This is a genomic window from Streptococcus sp. AM28-20, assembly GCF_003603595.1.
Classification (GTDB): domain Bacteria; phylum Bacillota; class Bacilli; order Lactobacillales; family Streptococcaceae; genus Streptococcus; species Streptococcus ilei.
Genome location: NZ_QTNK01000003.1, coordinates 143,108 through 161,421, shown reverse-complemented (window position 1 = coordinate 161,421; position 18,314 = coordinate 143,108). Strand labels below are relative to the sequence as shown.

The following is an 18,314-nucleotide window of genomic DNA, read 5'->3' as shown; positions in this document are numbered from 1 at the left end:
CTTCTAATTTCCCTTCTTTGGTAAGAAATGATACAGAGCATATCCCAGAGCCATCCCAACGAAGTTTTGAACCAGATTATGAGGAACCTCTTCAATGGCCGCTACCCAGGTATTTCCTAAAAAGAGTGCTGAAGCTAGGGCATAACCACTTACCATGATAACCGTTCCTAGAAACAGACCGATGTAACGGGCTTTTCCTTTAAAGCCAGCAAAGTAGCCTTGAGCTCCGTGGAACAAGAGACTAAAGAACATCCATTGAGGATAGCCAGAGAGGAGGTCTAAGAGAAAGGCACCAAGACCACCGACCACTGCTCCTTCTTTGCGCCCCAAATAAAAGGCGGTAAAGTAGACGCCTAGATCCAGCAAGGTCACCATCCCGGTAGGAGTTGGCAACTTGGTATAATAGCCTAGTACAACTGTCAAGGCGGTTAAAATGGCTAAATGCGCGATTACTTGGGTCCGTTTATTGGTCATATTGAACTACTCCATATTGATCTGATTTTTGAATGGCTTGGTAGACAAAGTCTTTAGAGGCTTTGACAGCTTCTAAGGTTGCCTTCCCTTGGACTAACTGGCTTGCTATGCTAGAGGCAAAGGTACAACCAGCTCCTGTATTATTCTTTTCTAAAACATCTTCTTCGAAGACCGTAAAGTCTTGGCCGTCATAAAAGACATCGATGGCTTTTTCCTTGTTAAGGCGGTTGCCCCCTTTGACCACGACAGTCGCTGCTCCCAATTCATGGAGCTTGCGCGCCGCCTCCTTCATATCGTCGAGCGATTGAATCTTGCTTTGAGTCAAGATCTCAGCTTCTGGTAAGTTTGGCGTGATGATGGTCACATAAGGGAAGAACTTGATCAATTCGTCTCGAAGGGCTGACACTTCCACGTCATGAGTTTCCTTGCAGACCAAGACAGGGTCTAGTACCACAGGAATCTCCGCATGGGCTTTGACATAGTCCAAGGCTAAGTCTGCCACTTGGACATTTGGCAAGAGGCCGAGTTTAATAGCAGAAAAAGGAACATCCTTGAGAGAGTTGAGCTGTTGAGCAAAGGTCGTCGGATCCACCGGAATGACTTCAAAACCGTGCTCGGTCATAGCGGTCAAACAAGTCACTGCTACAAAGCCATGCTGTTTGTTGGTTGTATAGGTGGCCAGGTCAGCGTGAAGACCTCCCCCACTAAAAATATCATTTCCTGAAATAGCTAGAATCAATTCATTACTCATAACGGATCTCCTTTAAATATAAGCCATTTGGCGCTGCTGTAGGACCTGCTAGATTGCGGTCCTTCTTTTCTAAAATCAGATCGATCTGCTCGATCGGCATCCGATCATTTCCGATCTTCAACAAAGTTCCCACCATATTACGGATTTGCTTGTAGAGAAAGCCATTGCCCGAAAAGGTAAAGAGAAGACGATGATTTGCCACGTCCTCGACCAAGCGAGCCTCTGTAATCGTGCGAACCTTGTCTTCCACACTGGTTCCCGAAGCTGTGAAGCCAGTGAAATCGTGGGTCCCCTCCAATTTTTGGATGGCTTCTTGCATCTTGGCCACATCCAAGGGGTAAGGATAGGAAGTTGCATAGTGGCGCATCATGGGATTCTTGGGGCGGCCATAATCCACGATGAATTCGTAGGTCTTGCTGTGCTTCTTGTAACGTGAGTGAAAGTCATCTGCTACTTGCTCCACCCGGATGAAATCAATATCCTCTGGGGTCTGGGTATCCAGAGCAAAGCGGAGCTTCTCCTCATCCCGTGGCTGAGGGAGATCAAAATGGATGACCTGCCCAAGGGCATGGACGCCTGCATCCGTCCGGCCCGCGCCATGGATGGTCACTGCCTGTCCATGGTTCAGACGCATCAAGGTCTTCTCGATTTCTTCTTGCACACTACGTGCATGCGGTTGTCGTTGGAAACCCGCAAATAGAGTTCCATCGTAAGAAATAGTTGCTTTGTATCGTGTCATGTTTTTATTTTATCAAGTTCATCCAAGCGGAACAAGGCAGAAAAGAGAGAACTGTCCGGGTACAGTTTCCGAGGCAAAAAAAGAACCAAGTCTTTCCTTTTCCATGTCTGGAAAATAGAAAAACTTAGTTCAATCGGGGGGCTGATTAGTCTTCTTTCCGTCCTTTGAGACTCATGCCTGTCGCTCCTAAGATCGCTCCAAGCAAGGCCAAACCTAGCACAGATTCTTGTCCAGTCTGAGGAAGCTGATGACTAGACGGTGTTTGGTCTTGCACCGGTGCTGGCTGAGCTTCTTCTACTGTTTTTTGTTCTGAAGCGACTGGAGCTGGCTGAGCGTTCACAAGTGGCTTCACTTCAGAGACTATTGGTCTTACTTGAAGATGACCTCCTTGATCAACTTGAGGTAAGTCTGGTTGAGGACTTGGACCATTCTGTAAACCTGGAGTCGGAGTGATCACTTCTGCCTCCTTGGTGCCCACTTCCACAATCTCAGCAACAGCTTCTTTCGAAACTTCAGTTCCTACTACTTGGCGGCTCTCATCAAGGGTAGAAACCGCAACAAATTCACGCTGCTGGCCTTTGACACCTACTTGAACCACTTTTCGTTCACCCTTGGCTAGATCTGGATTGGTCCGTTCGACAACTTCAAAATCCAGTTCTTTTTCGACAACTTCCAAACTTGGTATGTCTGCTACCAAGGCTCTGACATCATTTTCTGCTTGACTTCCCACTTGGGTGATTGGTTTCAACTGGCTGAGAGCTTGCGTTAGGCTTGTCACTTGCTCATCTACCTTTTCTTGATGGGCACGACTAACAGTCCAGTTCAATGTATCCAAGACTTTTGCAAGAGCTGAACGAGATTCCTCTGTATAGATGGAAAGATCTGTTGGAACGCTTGCAAGGGCCGCACGAAGGGCTGTATAGTTAGCTTTGAAATAGTCTTTGTTATGGTTGGCAAATGCTTCCATGACCTGGAAGACTTCTTCTTCCTTGTATTCATTGGCCGGTTCATCTGCCCAGATTCCCAACATACTTCCGGACACTGGTAATTTCACATCAGGGTATTTGGTTGAAGCTAATTGTTCAAATGGAACAGTTTCTGAATGTTGAAGAGCTTTATCGAGTGGATAGCTTTGATCTCCTCTGTGGCCCAAAACATAGTACCAGTCCCCGTTGGTATTGAGGAATTTGTAGCCCTTGTCCGCTAGGTACTGTGGTGATGCGAGGTTATAGCCCCACCATCCTTTAGACCAGTAAGAAATCAAGACGTCTTTGTCAAAGGCAACATCATCTTCGTCTCCATAGTAGAAGCCATCGTTAAAGGCCATTGGCTGCAAGCCTTTTTCGCGGGCCATGGCAGCAAGACTGTTGGCGTAGTCCGCAAATTTACCATAGAGCTCATACCATTTGAGGTAGTACCAACCTTGAGCATTAGTGGCATCATTGGCGTATTCGTCTGTTCCGTAGTTAAAGATCTTAGACTTGCCTTTAAAATAGTCCATGTACTTGCCAATTAGGGCCTTAGTAAAGTTGACTGCTTCTTCGTTGGTCAGGTCCATAGTTGTCTTGGAAACCGTATCAAAGGTCGCTTGCGGATGTTCGATACCTAGTTTTTGCATCGCTACCAAAATGGCATCCATGTGGCCTGGACTATTGACTGCTGGGATCAAACCAATGCCTTTTGAGGTAGCATAAGCTAGCAACTCATCCATTTCTGCTTGGGTCAAGGCTTGACCATTTGGATCGTCATAATAGGCCTTGGTTCCTTCAAGGATAGCAGCTTTCACATCGTCGCTAGTGTAGGTTTTGCCATTTGCCTCCAGGGTCATATCATCGAGGACAAAGCGCATACCATCATTTCCGACAAGGAGGTGCAAGTCAGAGTACCCTAGCTCACTGGCCTTATCCACGATTCGTTTCAACTGATCCAGTGAGAAGTATTTGCGCCCTGCGTCAATGGAAATCACTTTGCTCTTAGCTAGTTTTTCAGCGGCTTCCTTGTCCGCCAACTCTTTGGCATAGCTTTCTGTATGAACCAAGGCCTCTTGAGCGGCTTTGAGAGAAGCAATCAGTTCTTTCGCTTCTGCTCGAGTCGTGTCTGCTCCTACCCCTTCCAAAGCTTTTTTAGCTTCTGTAAAGGCTACTAGAGACTCTGGTGTATAGTGATCCAAATCAGTTGGAGCTTCTGCAAGAGCTTTTTCAACGACTTCAGGATCTGCTACAAAGTAGTCCGCGTTCTTGTCCGCAAAAGCGTGCATGAGCTTAAAGAGAAGGTCTTTTTTGTAGGTTGCGGATGGCGTATCTGCCCAGGCAGCTACCATTCCACCGATGAAGGGAACCTTAGCCCCATCATTTTTCTGAACGGAATCGATCGCTGATTTAGAAATTCCTTCGAGACCTTGATCAAGATTGTACCAACCTGATCCAGCTTTGTCACGACCGAGGACATAGTACCAAGCATCATTGGTATTAAGAATTTGATGGCGTAGTTCAGACAAAAGCTTGGATGAAGCAACATCATAGCCATTCCAACCACCTGTCCAGTAGGATACAATGATATCCTTATCAAAAGTTCCATAGGAAGTATCGCCATTGTAGTAGATACCATCGTTGAAGGCCATTGGCTTCATCTTGTGTTTTTTCACAATAGCCGCTAGATCATTGGCATATTGGATAAATTTTTCGTATCCTTTGTCTGGATAGCCTTCATCTGGCCAATGCTTGCTGGCTTGAAGGACTTGCCAACCATGGGCATCTGTTGCATCATTGGCATATTCGTCCAAGCCAATGTTAAAGATGTCTGTCTTGCCACTGAAATAAGCTGCATACTTGTCCACCAAAGCTTTGGTGAAATCTAGGGCTTTTTGGTTGTCTAAATCAACGGTCCGTTCTGATTTTTTCGTACCAAAGTAATTGAAGTGAGGGTTTTCGATCCCCAATTGCTCCATAGCTGTCAGAATGGCATCCATGTGCCCTGGGCTGTTAATTGTTGGAATCACGCCTATATTCTTGGATTTGGCATAAGCCAAAATGTCATCCATTTGAGCCTGAGTCAAGGCTGTTCCATTTGGATCGTCATAATAAGCCTTAGTTCCTTTTTCGACTGCTTCCTTCACTGCCTGGCTAGAGTAGGACGTATCTCCTACCTGCAAGGACATATCGTCAAGAACAAAGCGCAAACCATCATTTCCAACTAATAGGTGTAAATCGGTATAGCCTGTCTTACTAGCTTCATCAATGATTTCCTTGATTTGATCAGGTGAGAAGTATTTGCGACCGGCATCGATCGAGATGACCTTTTTCTTGGCCAATTTTTCTTCTTGCTCTGGATCTTTAGCTGGTGTTTCAGTCGTTGCTGTTACCGGTTGAGCTGCCACATCAGCTTCTGTGACAGAGATTGCTTCTTCACGAATCAAGCGATCAAGATCGGATGCGCGTAATTCTCGATCAGGTAGGGTCGGTTGACTTTGATCGACGATCGGAGCAGGAACAATTGGTTTTTCTACTGCTGGCTGAGTAGCTTCCTCAGTAGTAGAGGGAGGCAAGGCTCCTTCACTTGCTTGCGTCGGAAGAGTCGTTGCAGGACTTTCTGTAACGCTCGGCGTATCTGCTGCTACAACTTGACCACTGGCAAAAAAGCCAACCAGTACCGAAGCAACTCCTACAGCATACTTGCGAATAGCATAACGTGGTTGATGTGATTTCATCAGGACCTCCTAAATTTTGTTGTGTGTAAACGCTTACTCTCAGTCTATCTAGAAAGCCTGCCCTCGTCAAGGCTTCTTTGAAATGTTCTTTAATTAAGAGAAGAAGCTATAAAATTTTATCCCTATATTTTATTAAAACTAGCGGACACAAGAAAAAGAGCTTGACTGTTAAAACCAAACTCTTTATTTTTATTCTCAAAAAACAAACGCTCTGAGTTACCGACTTCTGTCTCTTAGCGCAGTGGTTGATTGCTCAAAACACAGTTTTAAGGTGCGGATAGAGATTGCGGAGCAAGCCCCTTTTGAATCAACTGGGCGGGGGGACTAAAAAGGTTCGGGGGACCTTTTTTGCCCGAGCCTTGAAATCGAGAAGCGAGGAAGAAATCGAGACTGCGTCTACCGATTTCTGTCTCTCGGCGCAGTGGTTGATTGGAACTACTCCTACCTACGGTACTCGTACTTCCTAATCAACTGTGCGGGGGCAAAACTACGAAATCGAGACTGCGTCTACCGATTTCTGTCTCTCGGCGCAGTGGTTGATTGGAACTACTCCTACCTACGGTACTCGTACTTCCTAATCAACTGTGCGGGGGCAGGACTACGAAATCGAGACTGCGTCTACCGATTTCTGTCCTGCTCCCTATATTGCCCAATCTCCATTACGGAAGACTGGGACGCGAGTGCCGTCTTCTCGGATGCCGTCGATATCCATTTGGCTTGAGCCAATCATGAAGTCGACGTGGACGTCTGAGCGGTTAAGTCCTGCTGCTTCGAGTTCTTCTTCTGTAAACTCTGCGCCACCTTCTACACTAGTTACATAGGCTGCTCCGATGGCCAAGTGGTTAGAGGCATTTTCATCAAAGAGGGTATTAAAGAAGGTAATGCCTGATTGGGAAATTGGGCTTGGGTCTGGTACGAGGGCACATTCACCCAAGGCACGCGCTCCCTTGTTTTTGAAGACCAAATCTTTCATGACTTGATCACCTTTTTCAGCTGTAATATCTACAATTTCCCCATTTTCAAAGGTCACTTTGATCCCTTCGATGATATTCCCATTGTAGCTAAGCGGTTTTGTAGAAGTGACATAACCTTCTGCGCGACGGAAGTCAGGAGCTGTGAAGACCTCTTCTGTCGGCATATTTGGCAAGAAGCCTTCGCCTTGGGCATTGATCGCTCCGGCTGATTCCCAAACGTGGTTTTTCGGTAAACCAAGGGTCAAATCTGTTCCAGGTGCTGTGTAATGAAGGGCTGAGAATTGCTCTTTGTTAAGTGTATCTGCCTTGCTCTTGAGAATAGCAGCATGCTCTTCCCAAGCCTTAACCGGATCTTCTTCGTAAACTCGACAAGTCTTGAAGATTTGATCCCACAGGAGATCCACTGCTTCTTCGTCGCTAGCCGCATTTGGGAAGACTTTTTTCGCCCATTCTACCCCTGCTGCTGCTGCAACTGTCCAGCTGACCTTGTTAGCCTGAGTGGCGATACGCATGGGTTTCATGGCCATGCCCAAAGCCTTAGCAGAAGAAGAAAGTTTCTCTGAATCAACGCCATTTAAGGCACCTGGATCAGACGAGCGCACACCCAAGCGACTCGCCTTGTGGTCCAAGAGGTAGTTCATCTCTGCAATCTTGTAGTCAGGTACATTGTCCAAGCGATCCATCGGGGCATGGAGGAATTTTTCCCGGTTAGTGAAGTCATCCGCCCATTGGATAATGACTTCGTGAGCACCCAAGGCATAGGCTTCTTTCACGATCAAGTGGGCTAATTCTCTTTGCTCCACATCGATGTTCAAAGCCAAGGTATGGCCAGGTTGCACATTAACTCCGTTCGCAACTAACAATTTAGCATATTTTTCTAAGTTTTCTTTAAAATTTGGTAAAACCATTTTTCAATCCTTTTCTATATTAATCCTTTAAGAGTGACAAGAGGTTTGCTACTACGATAGTGGAGCAGACCAAGGCAGTGACTTTTAAAATTGTATCGGTATCTAACTCTAATTGATAGTTAAATGTTTTTTGAGCAGGTTTGTCTTCTGCAAAAATTTTCACCCTCATCGTTCCATTCCTTTCTTAGTCATCCTCCTCACCTAGATAGAGGAGTCGTGCCTCTGGGCTGTTGGTAAGAATATCGATATAGGTTTCATAATCATTGGGCAGGGGCTTTCCTAAAGAGATATCTAGCTCTGGATTCACATTTTTCCCATGGAGAAAGCAGAGATAGAGACGTTCATTGAGCGTCGGAAAGGCTTCAATCGACATGAGCTCAGCCTGACCTACCCGCTCCCAATCTTGCTCTTGGATATCTGGTAGGATATAGGCTTGGAAGAGTCCCATTAGAGGATTATCCTCTGGTTGTCCACTATCCTTATCCGCTAGAACCAAAGAACAACGTCTACCAAAACCTGCAAGTTGGCGCTCCCGTCCCTTCACCGAAACCGTAATCGGATGCCCTTCCATATGGCTGTAAATCCATTCTTTGGGTAGCCGATAATCTAACAGAGGCTCAAGATCTTTGATAATCGTTACAGGACTAGAGCGTAGAAACTGACGAGTGACTGCTTTACAAAAGAGAATATCCTCCTCTTTCAAGGTCACTCCCTTCCAGCTATTATCCTCCTTAAAATGGTTAAAAAACACCAGATAGGGCTCTCGTACCATTTGCGCTAAGACATAGACGCCATTCCGTAGGCGAATGGAAATGACTTTCCCTGACTTCCAGGGTGTTGCTCTTTTTTTCTTTTCTATCATTAGCCAACCTCAAAGCGAGCGAGGATCCTTGAATCCATTAAAACAAATCACTATGACTTCCTGTCCTCAGCAAGTTTAAAATCAATTCCGACTTGTCTACCTTATAGACCAAAAGCCAATCTGGTTGGATATGACACTCACGAACCCCTTGAAAATGTTTGGACGTCGTCAATTGATGGTCGCGATATCTAGCAGGAAGTTCTTTTTCTTGAACAAGAAAATTCAATACTTCTTCTAATAATTCTGCCTTCAACCCACGCTTCATAGCCAACTTAAAATCTTTTTTAAACTGTTTATGGTAACGAATTTTAAGCACGCAAGTCCTCCATCAAGTCTGAGACAGATTCAAAAGACTGACTCATATTACGATTTTGGTCTACATCCATTACTACTTGGAGCAATTTTTGATTCTCATCAAGCCTAACATCAAAAGGCAAACCCTGATATTGAATTGCCTGACGAAGGAAAATATTGATAGCTGTTGTCATATCCATTCCTAAATGATTAAAAACCTGTTGGGCCTGCTCCTTAACCTCACTATCCAGACGGATGCTCATACTCGTCTTTGGCATATTCTCACCTTCTTTCTATTTATTATTTTAACAAAAAAGACGGCTAATGTAAACCCATTGGATATACAATGGATAGCTGTTAGCTAAAATATAGTAAAGAAATAAAATTAATGTCCCAAATATGGGAGATCTCAGCCTGAGTTTTAGTTTTAGAATATAATGTTGCTATCATAGATTAAGAGGTGAAAAATATGAACCAGATTATGAAACAATATAAATTACTATATTTCTTGATTATTTTATTAAGTTTGACAAGTGCTCTTTTAATGACATTCTTCTCTCTTCAATTAGGAAGAATACTTGATAGTATAACTAATTCAAATAGTGGATTACTCTTTCATATCACTATTTGTGTAAGTTTAATTTTACTGTGGTTCTTTATCTCTTGTTCTTATTCCTATCTTAAAAATCAATATGTAAAAAAAGTTATTATAGATCTAAAAAAGGGTCTCTTATTACATTATTTATCGCGTGAATTTAACCAAATTGACAACCGTAACCATTCAGATTTCTTAAATAATATCACCAAAAATAGTGACCTTATTCAAGAAAATTTATTGATTCCTAGAATCTCTCTAATTGCAAATTTAGGGACCCTTATCATGAGTGTGGTTGCCATTATCTATATAGAATGGCGATTAGCATTAGTCTTTCTTTTATTGTCGAGTATAACGATTTTTCTATCTCAAATTCCTGGAAAGTTAATGACTAAAGCAACTAATAATTATTCCCTACAAAATAGTCACTATTTGTCAAAAATGACAAACTTTATTAATGGTTTTGAACAAATTAAGTTATTAAATATTCAAAGCTGGACCCAAGAAAAAATTCAGGGAATCAGTTTAGAATTTGAAGAGTCCAGAAAGACATATCAATTCTTAAAAGACTTAGCTTCAACTACTGGAATTTTACTAAGTTTTGGCTCTCAACTATCCTGTATGGTCGCTGGTATCTTTTTTGTAAGAAATAACTTACTGACTATTGGACTACTAGTAGCAAGTATTCAATTATTAAACGGTGTTTTTGCTCCATTACAATCTATTCTTTACAATAAAAATTTAATCAGCAGTAGCAAGTCCATTATTGATAATATCCAAGAAAATCTATATGAGACAAATCATGGAACTTTCCATAAAACAAGTACAATTGATTGTGATAACATTTCGACTATTTCTATTAGCCAATTATATTATGAAATTGAAAATAGAATATTATTTGATCATTTTTCCTATGAATTTAAAAAAGGCAAGCGCTATGCGATTATCGGTGCTTCAGGAACTGGGAAAACAACTTTAGTAAAATTAATACTAAATTATTATCCAAAAAATCTTTATGATGGAGAAATAAAAATCAACGGAAAACAGAATATTGATATTCCCTCAGAGGAGTTATATAAAGATATTGCGTTTGTGCAAAAAAATGACTTTCTAATTGAAGGCAATATTCTAGAGAATATCAAATTGGCTAGAAACCTTCATTTAACTGAAAAATTAAGAAAATCCTTAGGTTTTAATGAAGACTTCCTTCGTAAAAACCTAGCTCAATCAAACAAAATCATTTCAGAAGGAGAAAAGCAACGAATTGATTTAGCTAGGTTTTTAGTCAAAACATATTCAGTTTATATATTTGACGAACCTACAAGTAACCTTGATCCAATAAAAGCAAAAGAAATAATGGACTACATTCTATCCATTAAAGATGCAATTGTTATTGTCATTACTCATGATCAAAATCCAGAAATATTGGAAGAGTTTGATCACGTTATTACCTTATAGATAAATGGCCTAGTCTACTAAATGAATGATGTGTTTCTCAAAGTATTGTTTGTAATTTTTGTAGATTGTTTTATTGAAGAGTTCGAAAATTTTTAAAGCTTCTTTGATTTTTAAAAGTGATTTTTGATTATGATAGAATTTCAGTTCCAAATATCCATCTAAATATAGCAAAATAGTTTGTTCAAAAAAATCTGTGGAATCCGCTAATATATTCTTCGTAGCCTGTTTTAAAAATAAAGATTCCTCATATAAGTCGTTCTCAATCATTATAATCAAAGAATTGAGAAGTAGTTGAATGAGAGATTGTCTATTTCTAGGTATAGGACTATACAACTTCCCTTTTTTGAGCGCCTCTTTGGCATATCTAAATAATAAATCTGGAGATAGAACACGACAGCAATTTCCAAGGATGAGCGTTTCGTAATAACCCCAGTTTTCAACGGAAAATAAATAGTTTGTAAGATAAGAGGCGTCTTGACGACTCAATTGATGATTCTTATCCATTCCCGAAACAATACTTTCGATGAAAATAGCATTTAATTTATGGTAATGAGAATTTGTCTCATGAAAAAGTTCTATTTCTTTCTCTACCATATCTAGTAATGCTTGAGCATCTTCATTATATGCGGCCTGTTTAACAGAAGCTATTAAGGTATTAAAATCCGAAGGTTGATAATGATTACAGATAAGCAGAAATTCTTCTAGTGTTACTCCTATTCTTTCAAGAAGATACAATAACTTAAAGACAGAAATCTCTGTTTCTCCTAATTCAAATCTAGATATTTGAGATTTTGAAATTTCAGCACCTGCTAATGAAGAAATAGAAATCCCCTTTTCTTCTCTTATTTTCCTATAAGTTTCACCTAAAATCATACTTATCTCCATTCCATATCGAAAAGTTATTAAGGTATAGCAAACACTACTTCCATTAAGCTTACTCTTGTTTGAGAGTATCATTATTAGTAATTTATAGCAATCATTTTTGATAATTTCAATATATAACTTCCTAAAGTTTTAGTCTTTGGATAAAAACTTACTTATACTCTATCATATCTAAAAACCAGTAGAAATGAAAATCATAAAAAATCATCTCTACTGGTTTTACTGTTAAGTCTTAATTAGATGAAACTTAGTCGGCTTATTTGAACAAGTTGACTTTAAATTAGAACAAATCATCAAAGAGGCTCAACTGGTTATCCTCTGGCATATTGCCAAGGATTCCCATCTCGTCCATCTTTTCCACCAGGGTTGAGGAGACGCCGCCACGTTTGCGCAACTCTGTTTTAGATAGGAATTCTCCTTCTTTGCGAGCTCGTACAATCTGCTTGGCGACGTTTTCTCCCAATCCATCCATGGCGACAAATGGTGGGATAAGGGTATCTCCATCGATGATGAATTCCGTCGCATCACTGCGATAGAGGTCTAGTTTACCAAACTTGAAGCCACGCTCCCACATCTCATTGACAATTTCAAGGGTCGTGTAGAGGTCAATCTCCACATTGGAAGCTTCGTTGTTCTTGCGTTTTTCAGCAATCTCCTTCATCCGCGCTTTCACGGCTTCTAGGCCTGCACCCATAGTCTTGATATCAAAGGCCTTGGCACGGATTGAGAAGTAAGCACAGTAATAGTAGAGCGGATGATGAACCTTAAAGTAAGCCACCCGCAAGGCCATCATAACGTAGGCTGCCGCATGGGCTTTAGGAAACATATACTTGATTTTTCCACAAGACTCGATGTACCATTCTGGGACATTGTTAGCCTTCATGGCCTCGATATAGCCATTGCGCTCTTCTTCAGGAATCTTGAGCCACATGCCTTTCCGCACCCGCTCCATGATGGTAAAGGCCATTTTTGGATCTAGGCCAGCGTGCATGAGGTAAACCATGATATCGTCCCGACAGCCGATAACGGTCGATAGGTCGGCAATTCCCGCCTTGATCAAGTCTTGGGCATTTCCCAACCACACGTCGGTACCGTGAGACAGCCCTGACAGCTGAAGCAACTCGGCAAAGGTGGTTGGATGGGTCTCATCCACCATTCCCCGAACAAAGTTGGTCCCAAACTCTGGGATTCCCAGCATACCGGTTGAGGTACCGATTTGCTCCGGTGTGACTCCTAAGATATCGGTTCCTGAGAAGAGAGCCATGACACCAGGATCATCCATAGGAATATCGTTTGGATCAATGCCTGACAAGTCCTGAAGTTTGCGAATCATGGTCGGATCATCGTGTCCCAGGACATCGAGCTTGAGAACGTTCTCATCGATATCGTGGAAGTTAAAGTGAGTGGTTTGCCATTCGGCTGTCACATCATCTGCTGGATACTGAACAGGGGTGAAGTCATAGACATCCATGTAGTTAGGAATAACAACGATTCCCCCTGGGTGCTGACCGGTCGTCCGTTTGACTCCAGCAGCACCTTGGGCCAGACGTTCTACCTCTGCATCTCGGTAGTACTTGCCATAGTCCCGCTCATAGCCTTTAACAAACCCATAGGCCGTCTTGGCCGCAACCGTACCTACTGTTCCTGCCCGGAAGGCATATTCTTCCCCAAAGATATGGCGAACATCCAAGTGGGCACTCGGCTGGTCTTCCCCTGAGAAGTTCAAATCAATATCGGGTACCTTGTCCCCATCAAAACCAAGGAAGGTCTCAAACGGAATGTCTTGGCCGTTTTTGCTAAGCTGGTGTCCACAGTTTGGACAGTCCTTATTGGGCATATCAAAGCCTGAACCATAAGAACCATCCGTGATAAACTCACTGTACTGGCACTGGCCACAGACATAGTGAGGCGAGAGCGGATTAACCTCGGTAATCCCGATCATGGTCGCGACAAAGCTGGAGCCAACGGATCCACGCGATCCAACCAGGTAGCCCCGCTCATTGGAACGATGCACCAGCATTTGCGAGGCCAGATAAATCACGGCAAAGCCATTCCCCAAGATAGAGGTTAATTCCTTTTCAATCCGCAGATCCACAATATCAGGTAGTGGATTTCCATAGATTTCAAAGGCCTTCTGATAGGTTAACTCGGCAACTGTTTCTTCGGCCTTGTCGATAAATGGGGTATAGAGGTCACCCTTGACCACTTCGACAGGTTCGAAGATTTCTGCCAGGGCATTGGTGTTTTCAATGACCAGTTTTCGTGCCAAGTCTTCCCCTAGAAAGGCAAATTCATCCAACATTTCATTGGTTGTACGGAAATGGGCTTTTGGTAGGGGTGCTGGTTGGGCGTTTTCTCCATGGCCGATGGTCCGGTTAATCATGGCCCCTTGCCCGAGACTGCGGACAATGATTTCCCGATAGATCTCTTCCTCAGGCTCTAGATAGTGGACATTCCCTGTCGCGAGGACTGGCTTGCCAAGACGATCTCCCACCTCAATCAAACTCTTGATGATAGTCTGGAGCTCATCCATGTCTTTGACCTGCTCTTTAGCAATGAGGGGCACATAGATGGCTGGAGGCATGACCTCGATAAAGTCATAATACTTGGCCACTTCCACTGCCGCATCAACTCCTTGAGAGACGACCGCGTCAAAGACTTCTCCTTCAGAACAAGCCGATCCCAGGATCAAGCCTTCCCGGTGAGCATCTAAAACCGTTCGCGGAATCCGAGGAACTCCCTCAAAATATTGGGTATTGGAAAGGGAGACCAATTTGAACATGTTTTTCAAGCCCGTCTGGTTCTTGACATAGATGGTTGCGTGTTTGACCCGAGCCTTTTTGTAGGAATCCGGACTAATCAAATCCAAATTCAGCTTGGCAAGATTGGTCACGCCATGCTTTTCTGCTACATCCTTGATAAAGATAAAGAGTAAGCGACCCGTCGCTTCCGCATCATAGTTGGCCATGTGGTGGTGTTCCAAGGCAACCCCAAACCGCTTGGTCAAGGGGCCCAAACCATGACGCTTGTACTCTGGATAAAGGTTCCGAGCAAACTCTAACGTATCAATTACTGGCTGAGTGATTTTGGGAAGGCCATGACGCTTATAGTTGGCATTCATGAAGCCCACGTCAAAAGTGGCATTGTGGGCAACCAAAACCGCATCCTTGCAGAATTCCTGGAACTCCTCCAAGACCTGTTTCAAAGGTTTAGCATTGCGAACATGGTCATCGGTAATGCCTGTCAGATCCGTTGTAAAGGCGGAAATGGGGTGCCCTGGATTGATAAACTCATCAAATTCAGCAATGATATTACCCTTGTGCATTTTAGAAGCGGCAACCTGAATCAAATCATTGTAAATTGCTGAGAGTCCTGTCGTTTCCACGTCAAAAACCACATAGGTCGCTTCATGAAGGTCTAGATCGACTTCATTGTAGGTAATCGGTACACGGTCTTCAACGATATTGGCTTCCATCCCATAGATGAGTTGGATACCAGCTTTTTTAGCTGCCTTGTAACCATGAGGGAAGGACTGCACATTGCCATGATCGGTAATAGCAACTGCCTTGTGGCCCCATTTGGCTGCTTTTGCGACCAACTCCTCTACCTCAGGTAGGGCATCCATGGTCGACATATTGGTATGGGCATGGAACTCGACCCGACGCTCGCCTTCTGGCATCAGATCCTTACGCTCATAGTGGACCACTTCTTGAACATCTTGAACATTCATAGTCAAATCTCGTGTAAAGCTATTGACCTCGATATTCCCACGAACCCGTAACCAAGAGTTTTTCTTGATCATATCAAACTTCTGAGCTTCTTCTTCATTTTTAGCCCATTTCTGGAGCGAAAAACTGGAGGTATAGTCGGTCATCTTGAAATTGATCAAGACTCGACCTGTCCGAGTTACCTTTTGCTCGACATCAAAGACTACCCCTTCAAAAACGATGCGGTTCTCTTCTGTCGTGATATCAATCATAGGAGTGATCTCTGCCTTATCCAGCTTAGGCTTGGCCGCAGCCTTTTTGGCTTTGAAATCAAAGGCTGGTTTTTCCTCTGCTGGTGGAGGAGCCATTTGAGACAAGGACTCCATAGCCCGCAAAGTTTCTTCGTTGGCTGCTTGGAAGATTTGATCCTTCTCAGCTTCGAAGGCCTGTTGGAGTTCTTCTGTCAACTGGTCATCAGCTTCTACCCGACACTGAAAATGAGGAAAACCAAACTTGGTCAATTGACTAGCAAGATTTGGCAGATGGTTTTTCCGGTGATGCTCCGTATCCACAGATGAAGGGCCACTAATGATCAGCTCTTCTCCCTGTGCACGAACCTGCAAGTGTTGATACATGCTCTTAAAGCCCTGGCTCGCACAGGGACCATCTTCAAAAGCTTCCTGGTAATAGGCTTGCAAGAGCTCCTCACTAAAAGTTGGATTCTTTACCTGAATCTCAAACACCGCTCGATTGCCTGTCTTTGAAAACTCCTCAGCCAAGCGGTTTTTGAGCTCCCGAAAAATCGTGATGGGAAGAATTTCGGCAAAAACAAAACGAAATTCCCAAACACGACTGAGCTTATGGACGATGACCTCTTGGATTTCAGCCCCTTCAAAAGCGCCTGATTCACGCATTTCCAAAGGCATCCCTAACTGATTCATTAAAATTTCAAAGCTAGTTGACATGATTTCTCCCTGACGAATTACTAGCCTTTATTTTATCATATTTCGCCTAACTTTTCGACTGTCAGAAGGTCCTTTCGTCTAGCTGGCTCAGCTTACAAAAAAGAAGGCTAGGGTGTTGAGCATCCTAGCCTTCTACTATTGCTTATTTATTTAAAATTGAAAGGGTTTCAAGCAGGTTGTCTGCATGCACTTCAATCGTGTCTCCTGAAGCTTTGATTTTCACTTCTACGATACCGTCAGCTGCTTTCTTCCCAACAGTGATGCGGATTGGCAAACCAATCAAGTCACTATCGCTAAATTTAACACCTGCACGTTCGTTACGGTCATCCACCAAGACTTCGTAGCCAGCCTTGACCAATTGGTCTTCGATCTTGCTAGTCAATTCAAGAGAGGCTTCGTCTTTGACATTTACTGGAATCAAATGCACATCAAACGGCGCCAATTCTTTAGGGAAGTTGATTCCCCAAGCGTAACGGTATTCACCTTTTGGTGTCTTATTAACGAAGAGGCGAGCGTGTTGTTCCATGACTGCTGAAAGGAGACGACTCACACCGATACCATAGCAGCCCATGATGATTGGCACAGCACGGCCATTTTCATCCAAGACATCTGCACCCATACTTGCTGAGTAGCGAGTACCAAGTTTGAAGATGTGACCAATCTCGATCCCACGCGCAAAGTTGAGAACACCTTGTCCATCTGGAGAGATTTCACCCTCACGCACTTCACGGATATCCACATATTCGGCAGTAAAGTCACGACCTGGGTTGACACCCGTCAAGTGGTAACCATCTTGGTTAGCACCCACAACAGCATTGCGGCTATCTTGCACTTTGCGATCTGCAATAATTTTGACAGTTTCTGGAAGATTGACTGGACCAAGAGAACCAAAGTCAGCTCCCAACAATTCTTTCACTTCTGCCTCAGTTGCAGGTTCCAAGAAGTCTGCTCCAAGGTGGTTTTTCAACTTGACTTCATTGAGTTGGTCGTTGCCAACCAATAGAGCTACAACTGGCTCTTGATCTGCGATATAAACCAAGGTCTTGATTGTTTGGTCTTCAGAGATATTCAAGAAGGCCGCTACTTCATCAATTGATTTGACACCTGGTGTTTCCACACGAGCCACTTCTTCTTCCGTCACAACACGGTTGCTTGGTTTGTAGGCGTTTGTCGCCATTTCCAAGTTAGCTGCATAGCTTGACTCACTTGAGTAGGCAATCGTATCTTCACCAGAAACCATCCATTTGAGCAATTCTGCCTTGATTTCTTCTTGCACTTCTGCAGGAATCTCATCAAATGATGCGACTGACTTGTCTAAGACCACCCAACGGTCAAGGTCTGTACGTGAAGGAGTGATGGCCATAAATTCTTGGCTATCCTTACCACCCATAGCACCACCATCACCGATGATGGCTTTGAAGTCCAAGCCACTGCGAGTGAAAATGCGTTCGTAGGCTGCTTTGTACTCATCATAAGTTACATCCAAGCTATCGTAGTTAGCGTGGAAGCTATAGCCATCTTTCATGATGAACTCACGGGTACGAAGAAGGCCATTACGTGGACGTTTTTCATCACGATACTTAGGCTGGATTTGGTACAAGTTCAGTGGCAATTGCTTGTAAGACTTGACCGAATCACGGACAATTGCTGTGAAAGTTTCTTCGTGAGTTGGACCCAAGATAAAGTCTGACTTCTCACGATTTTTTAGTTTATAAAGGTCTTCACCGTAGGTTTCATAACGGCCAGATTCGCGCCAAAGGTCCGCACTGAGAAGGGCTGGAGCCAACATCTCAACCGCACCAATCTTATCAAATTCTTGGCGCATGATCTTCTTAGCTTTTTCGATCACACGGTTAGCAAGTGGCAGGTAAGAATAGACACCTGCAGATACTTGACGAACATAACCCGCACGGAGCATCAAAGCGTGGCTGATGACCTGCGCATCACTTGGCATTTCGCGAAGTGTTGGAATAAGCATTTTACTTTGTTTCATTCAGAT

Annotated in this window: 13 protein-coding genes; 1 reads left to right on the top strand and 12 read right to left on the bottom strand. The window is 43.4% G+C overall.

Going from position 1 to position 18,314, the window contains the following annotated elements; all coding sequences use genetic code 11:
* Positions 1 to 3 precede the first annotated feature (3 nt).
* The 9 genes from DW738_RS08765 to DW738_RS08730 form a co-directional block, all read right to left on the bottom strand.
* On the bottom strand, positions 4 to 474 hold the full coding sequence (locus DW738_RS08765) for an ECF transporter S component (protein ID WP_123160834.1): 471 nt from the start codon (positions 472 to 474) through the stop codon (positions 4 to 6).
* Complete coding sequence (locus DW738_RS08760; RefSeq protein ID WP_023027655.1) at positions 464 to 1,225, bottom strand: bifunctional hydroxymethylpyrimidine kinase/phosphomethylpyrimidine kinase; 762 nt, start codon at positions 1,223 to 1,225, stop codon at positions 464 to 466. The genes DW738_RS08765 and DW738_RS08760 overlap by 11 nt, the downstream gene beginning before the upstream one ends.
* A complete protein-coding gene (truA, locus tag DW738_RS08755; RefSeq protein WP_023027654.1) occupies positions 1,218 to 1,964 on the bottom strand; it encodes a tRNA pseudouridine(38-40) synthase TruA in 747 nt (248 codons plus the stop codon). Before truA ends, DW738_RS08760 begins: the two co-directional genes overlap by 8 nt.
* 145 nt (positions 1,965 to 2,109) lie before the next feature.
* Entirely contained in the window at positions 2,110 to 5,670 is a 3,561-nt protein-coding gene (locus tag DW738_RS08750) for a family 20 glycosylhydrolase (protein ID WP_123160833.1), read from the bottom strand.
* Between the two features lie 640 nt (positions 5,671 to 6,310).
* The gene (locus tag DW738_RS08745; protein WP_123160832.1) at positions 6,311 to 7,552 is read right to left on the bottom strand and encodes an aminopeptidase; all 1,242 of its coding nucleotides are present in this window, start codon (positions 7,550 to 7,552) and stop codon (positions 6,311 to 6,313) included.
* 19 nt (positions 7,553 to 7,571) lie between these two features.
* Positions 7,572 to 7,721, bottom strand: coding sequence for a hypothetical protein (locus DW738_RS10335; RefSeq protein ID WP_023027651.1), 150 nt, complete (start codon positions 7,719 to 7,721; stop codon positions 7,572 to 7,574).
* Positions 7,722 to 7,736: 15 nt separating this feature from the next.
* On the bottom strand, positions 7,737 to 8,414 hold the full coding sequence (locus tag DW738_RS08740) for a hypothetical protein (RefSeq protein WP_023027650.1): 678 nt from the start codon (positions 8,412 to 8,414) through the stop codon (positions 7,737 to 7,739).
* Positions 8,415 to 8,451: 37 nt separating this feature from the next.
* Positions 8,452 to 8,730 (bottom strand): type II toxin-antitoxin system YafQ family toxin, encoded by a 279-nt coding sequence (locus DW738_RS08735; RefSeq protein WP_023027649.1) that lies wholly within the window; start codon positions 8,728 to 8,730, stop codon positions 8,452 to 8,454.
* Entirely contained in the window at positions 8,723 to 8,986 is a 264-nt protein-coding gene (locus DW738_RS08730; RefSeq protein ID WP_023027648.1) for a type II toxin-antitoxin system RelB/DinJ family antitoxin, read from the bottom strand. Before DW738_RS08730 ends, DW738_RS08735 begins: the two co-directional genes overlap by 8 nt.
* 191 nt (positions 8,987 to 9,177) lie before the next feature.
* On the opposite strand from DW738_RS08730, the gene DW738_RS08725 reads away from it, so the two are divergent.
* On the top strand, positions 9,178 to 10,761 hold the full coding sequence (locus DW738_RS08725) for an ABC transporter ATP-binding protein (RefSeq protein WP_123159776.1): 1,584 nt from the start codon (positions 9,178 to 9,180) through the stop codon (positions 10,759 to 10,761).
* Positions 10,762 to 10,770: 9 nt separating this feature from the next.
* On the opposite strand, the gene DW738_RS08720 is transcribed toward DW738_RS08725, so the two are convergent.
* The 3 genes from DW738_RS08720 to DW738_RS08710 form a co-directional block, all read right to left on the bottom strand.
* Positions 10,771 to 11,634 (bottom strand): Rgg/GadR/MutR family transcriptional regulator, encoded by an 864-nt coding sequence (locus DW738_RS08720; RefSeq protein WP_123159777.1) that lies wholly within the window; start codon positions 11,632 to 11,634, stop codon positions 10,771 to 10,773.
* 289 nt (positions 11,635 to 11,923) lie between these two features.
* Entirely contained in the window at positions 11,924 to 16,315 is a 4,392-nt protein-coding gene (locus DW738_RS08715) for a PolC-type DNA polymerase III (RefSeq protein WP_123160831.1), read from the bottom strand.
* A gap of 142 nt (positions 16,316 to 16,457) precedes the next feature.
* Positions 16,458 to 18,308, bottom strand: a complete 1,851-nt coding sequence (locus DW738_RS08710) for a proline--tRNA ligase (protein ID WP_023022156.1) — start codon at positions 18,306 to 18,308, stop codon at positions 16,458 to 16,460.
* Positions 18,309 to 18,314 lie beyond the last annotated feature (6 nt).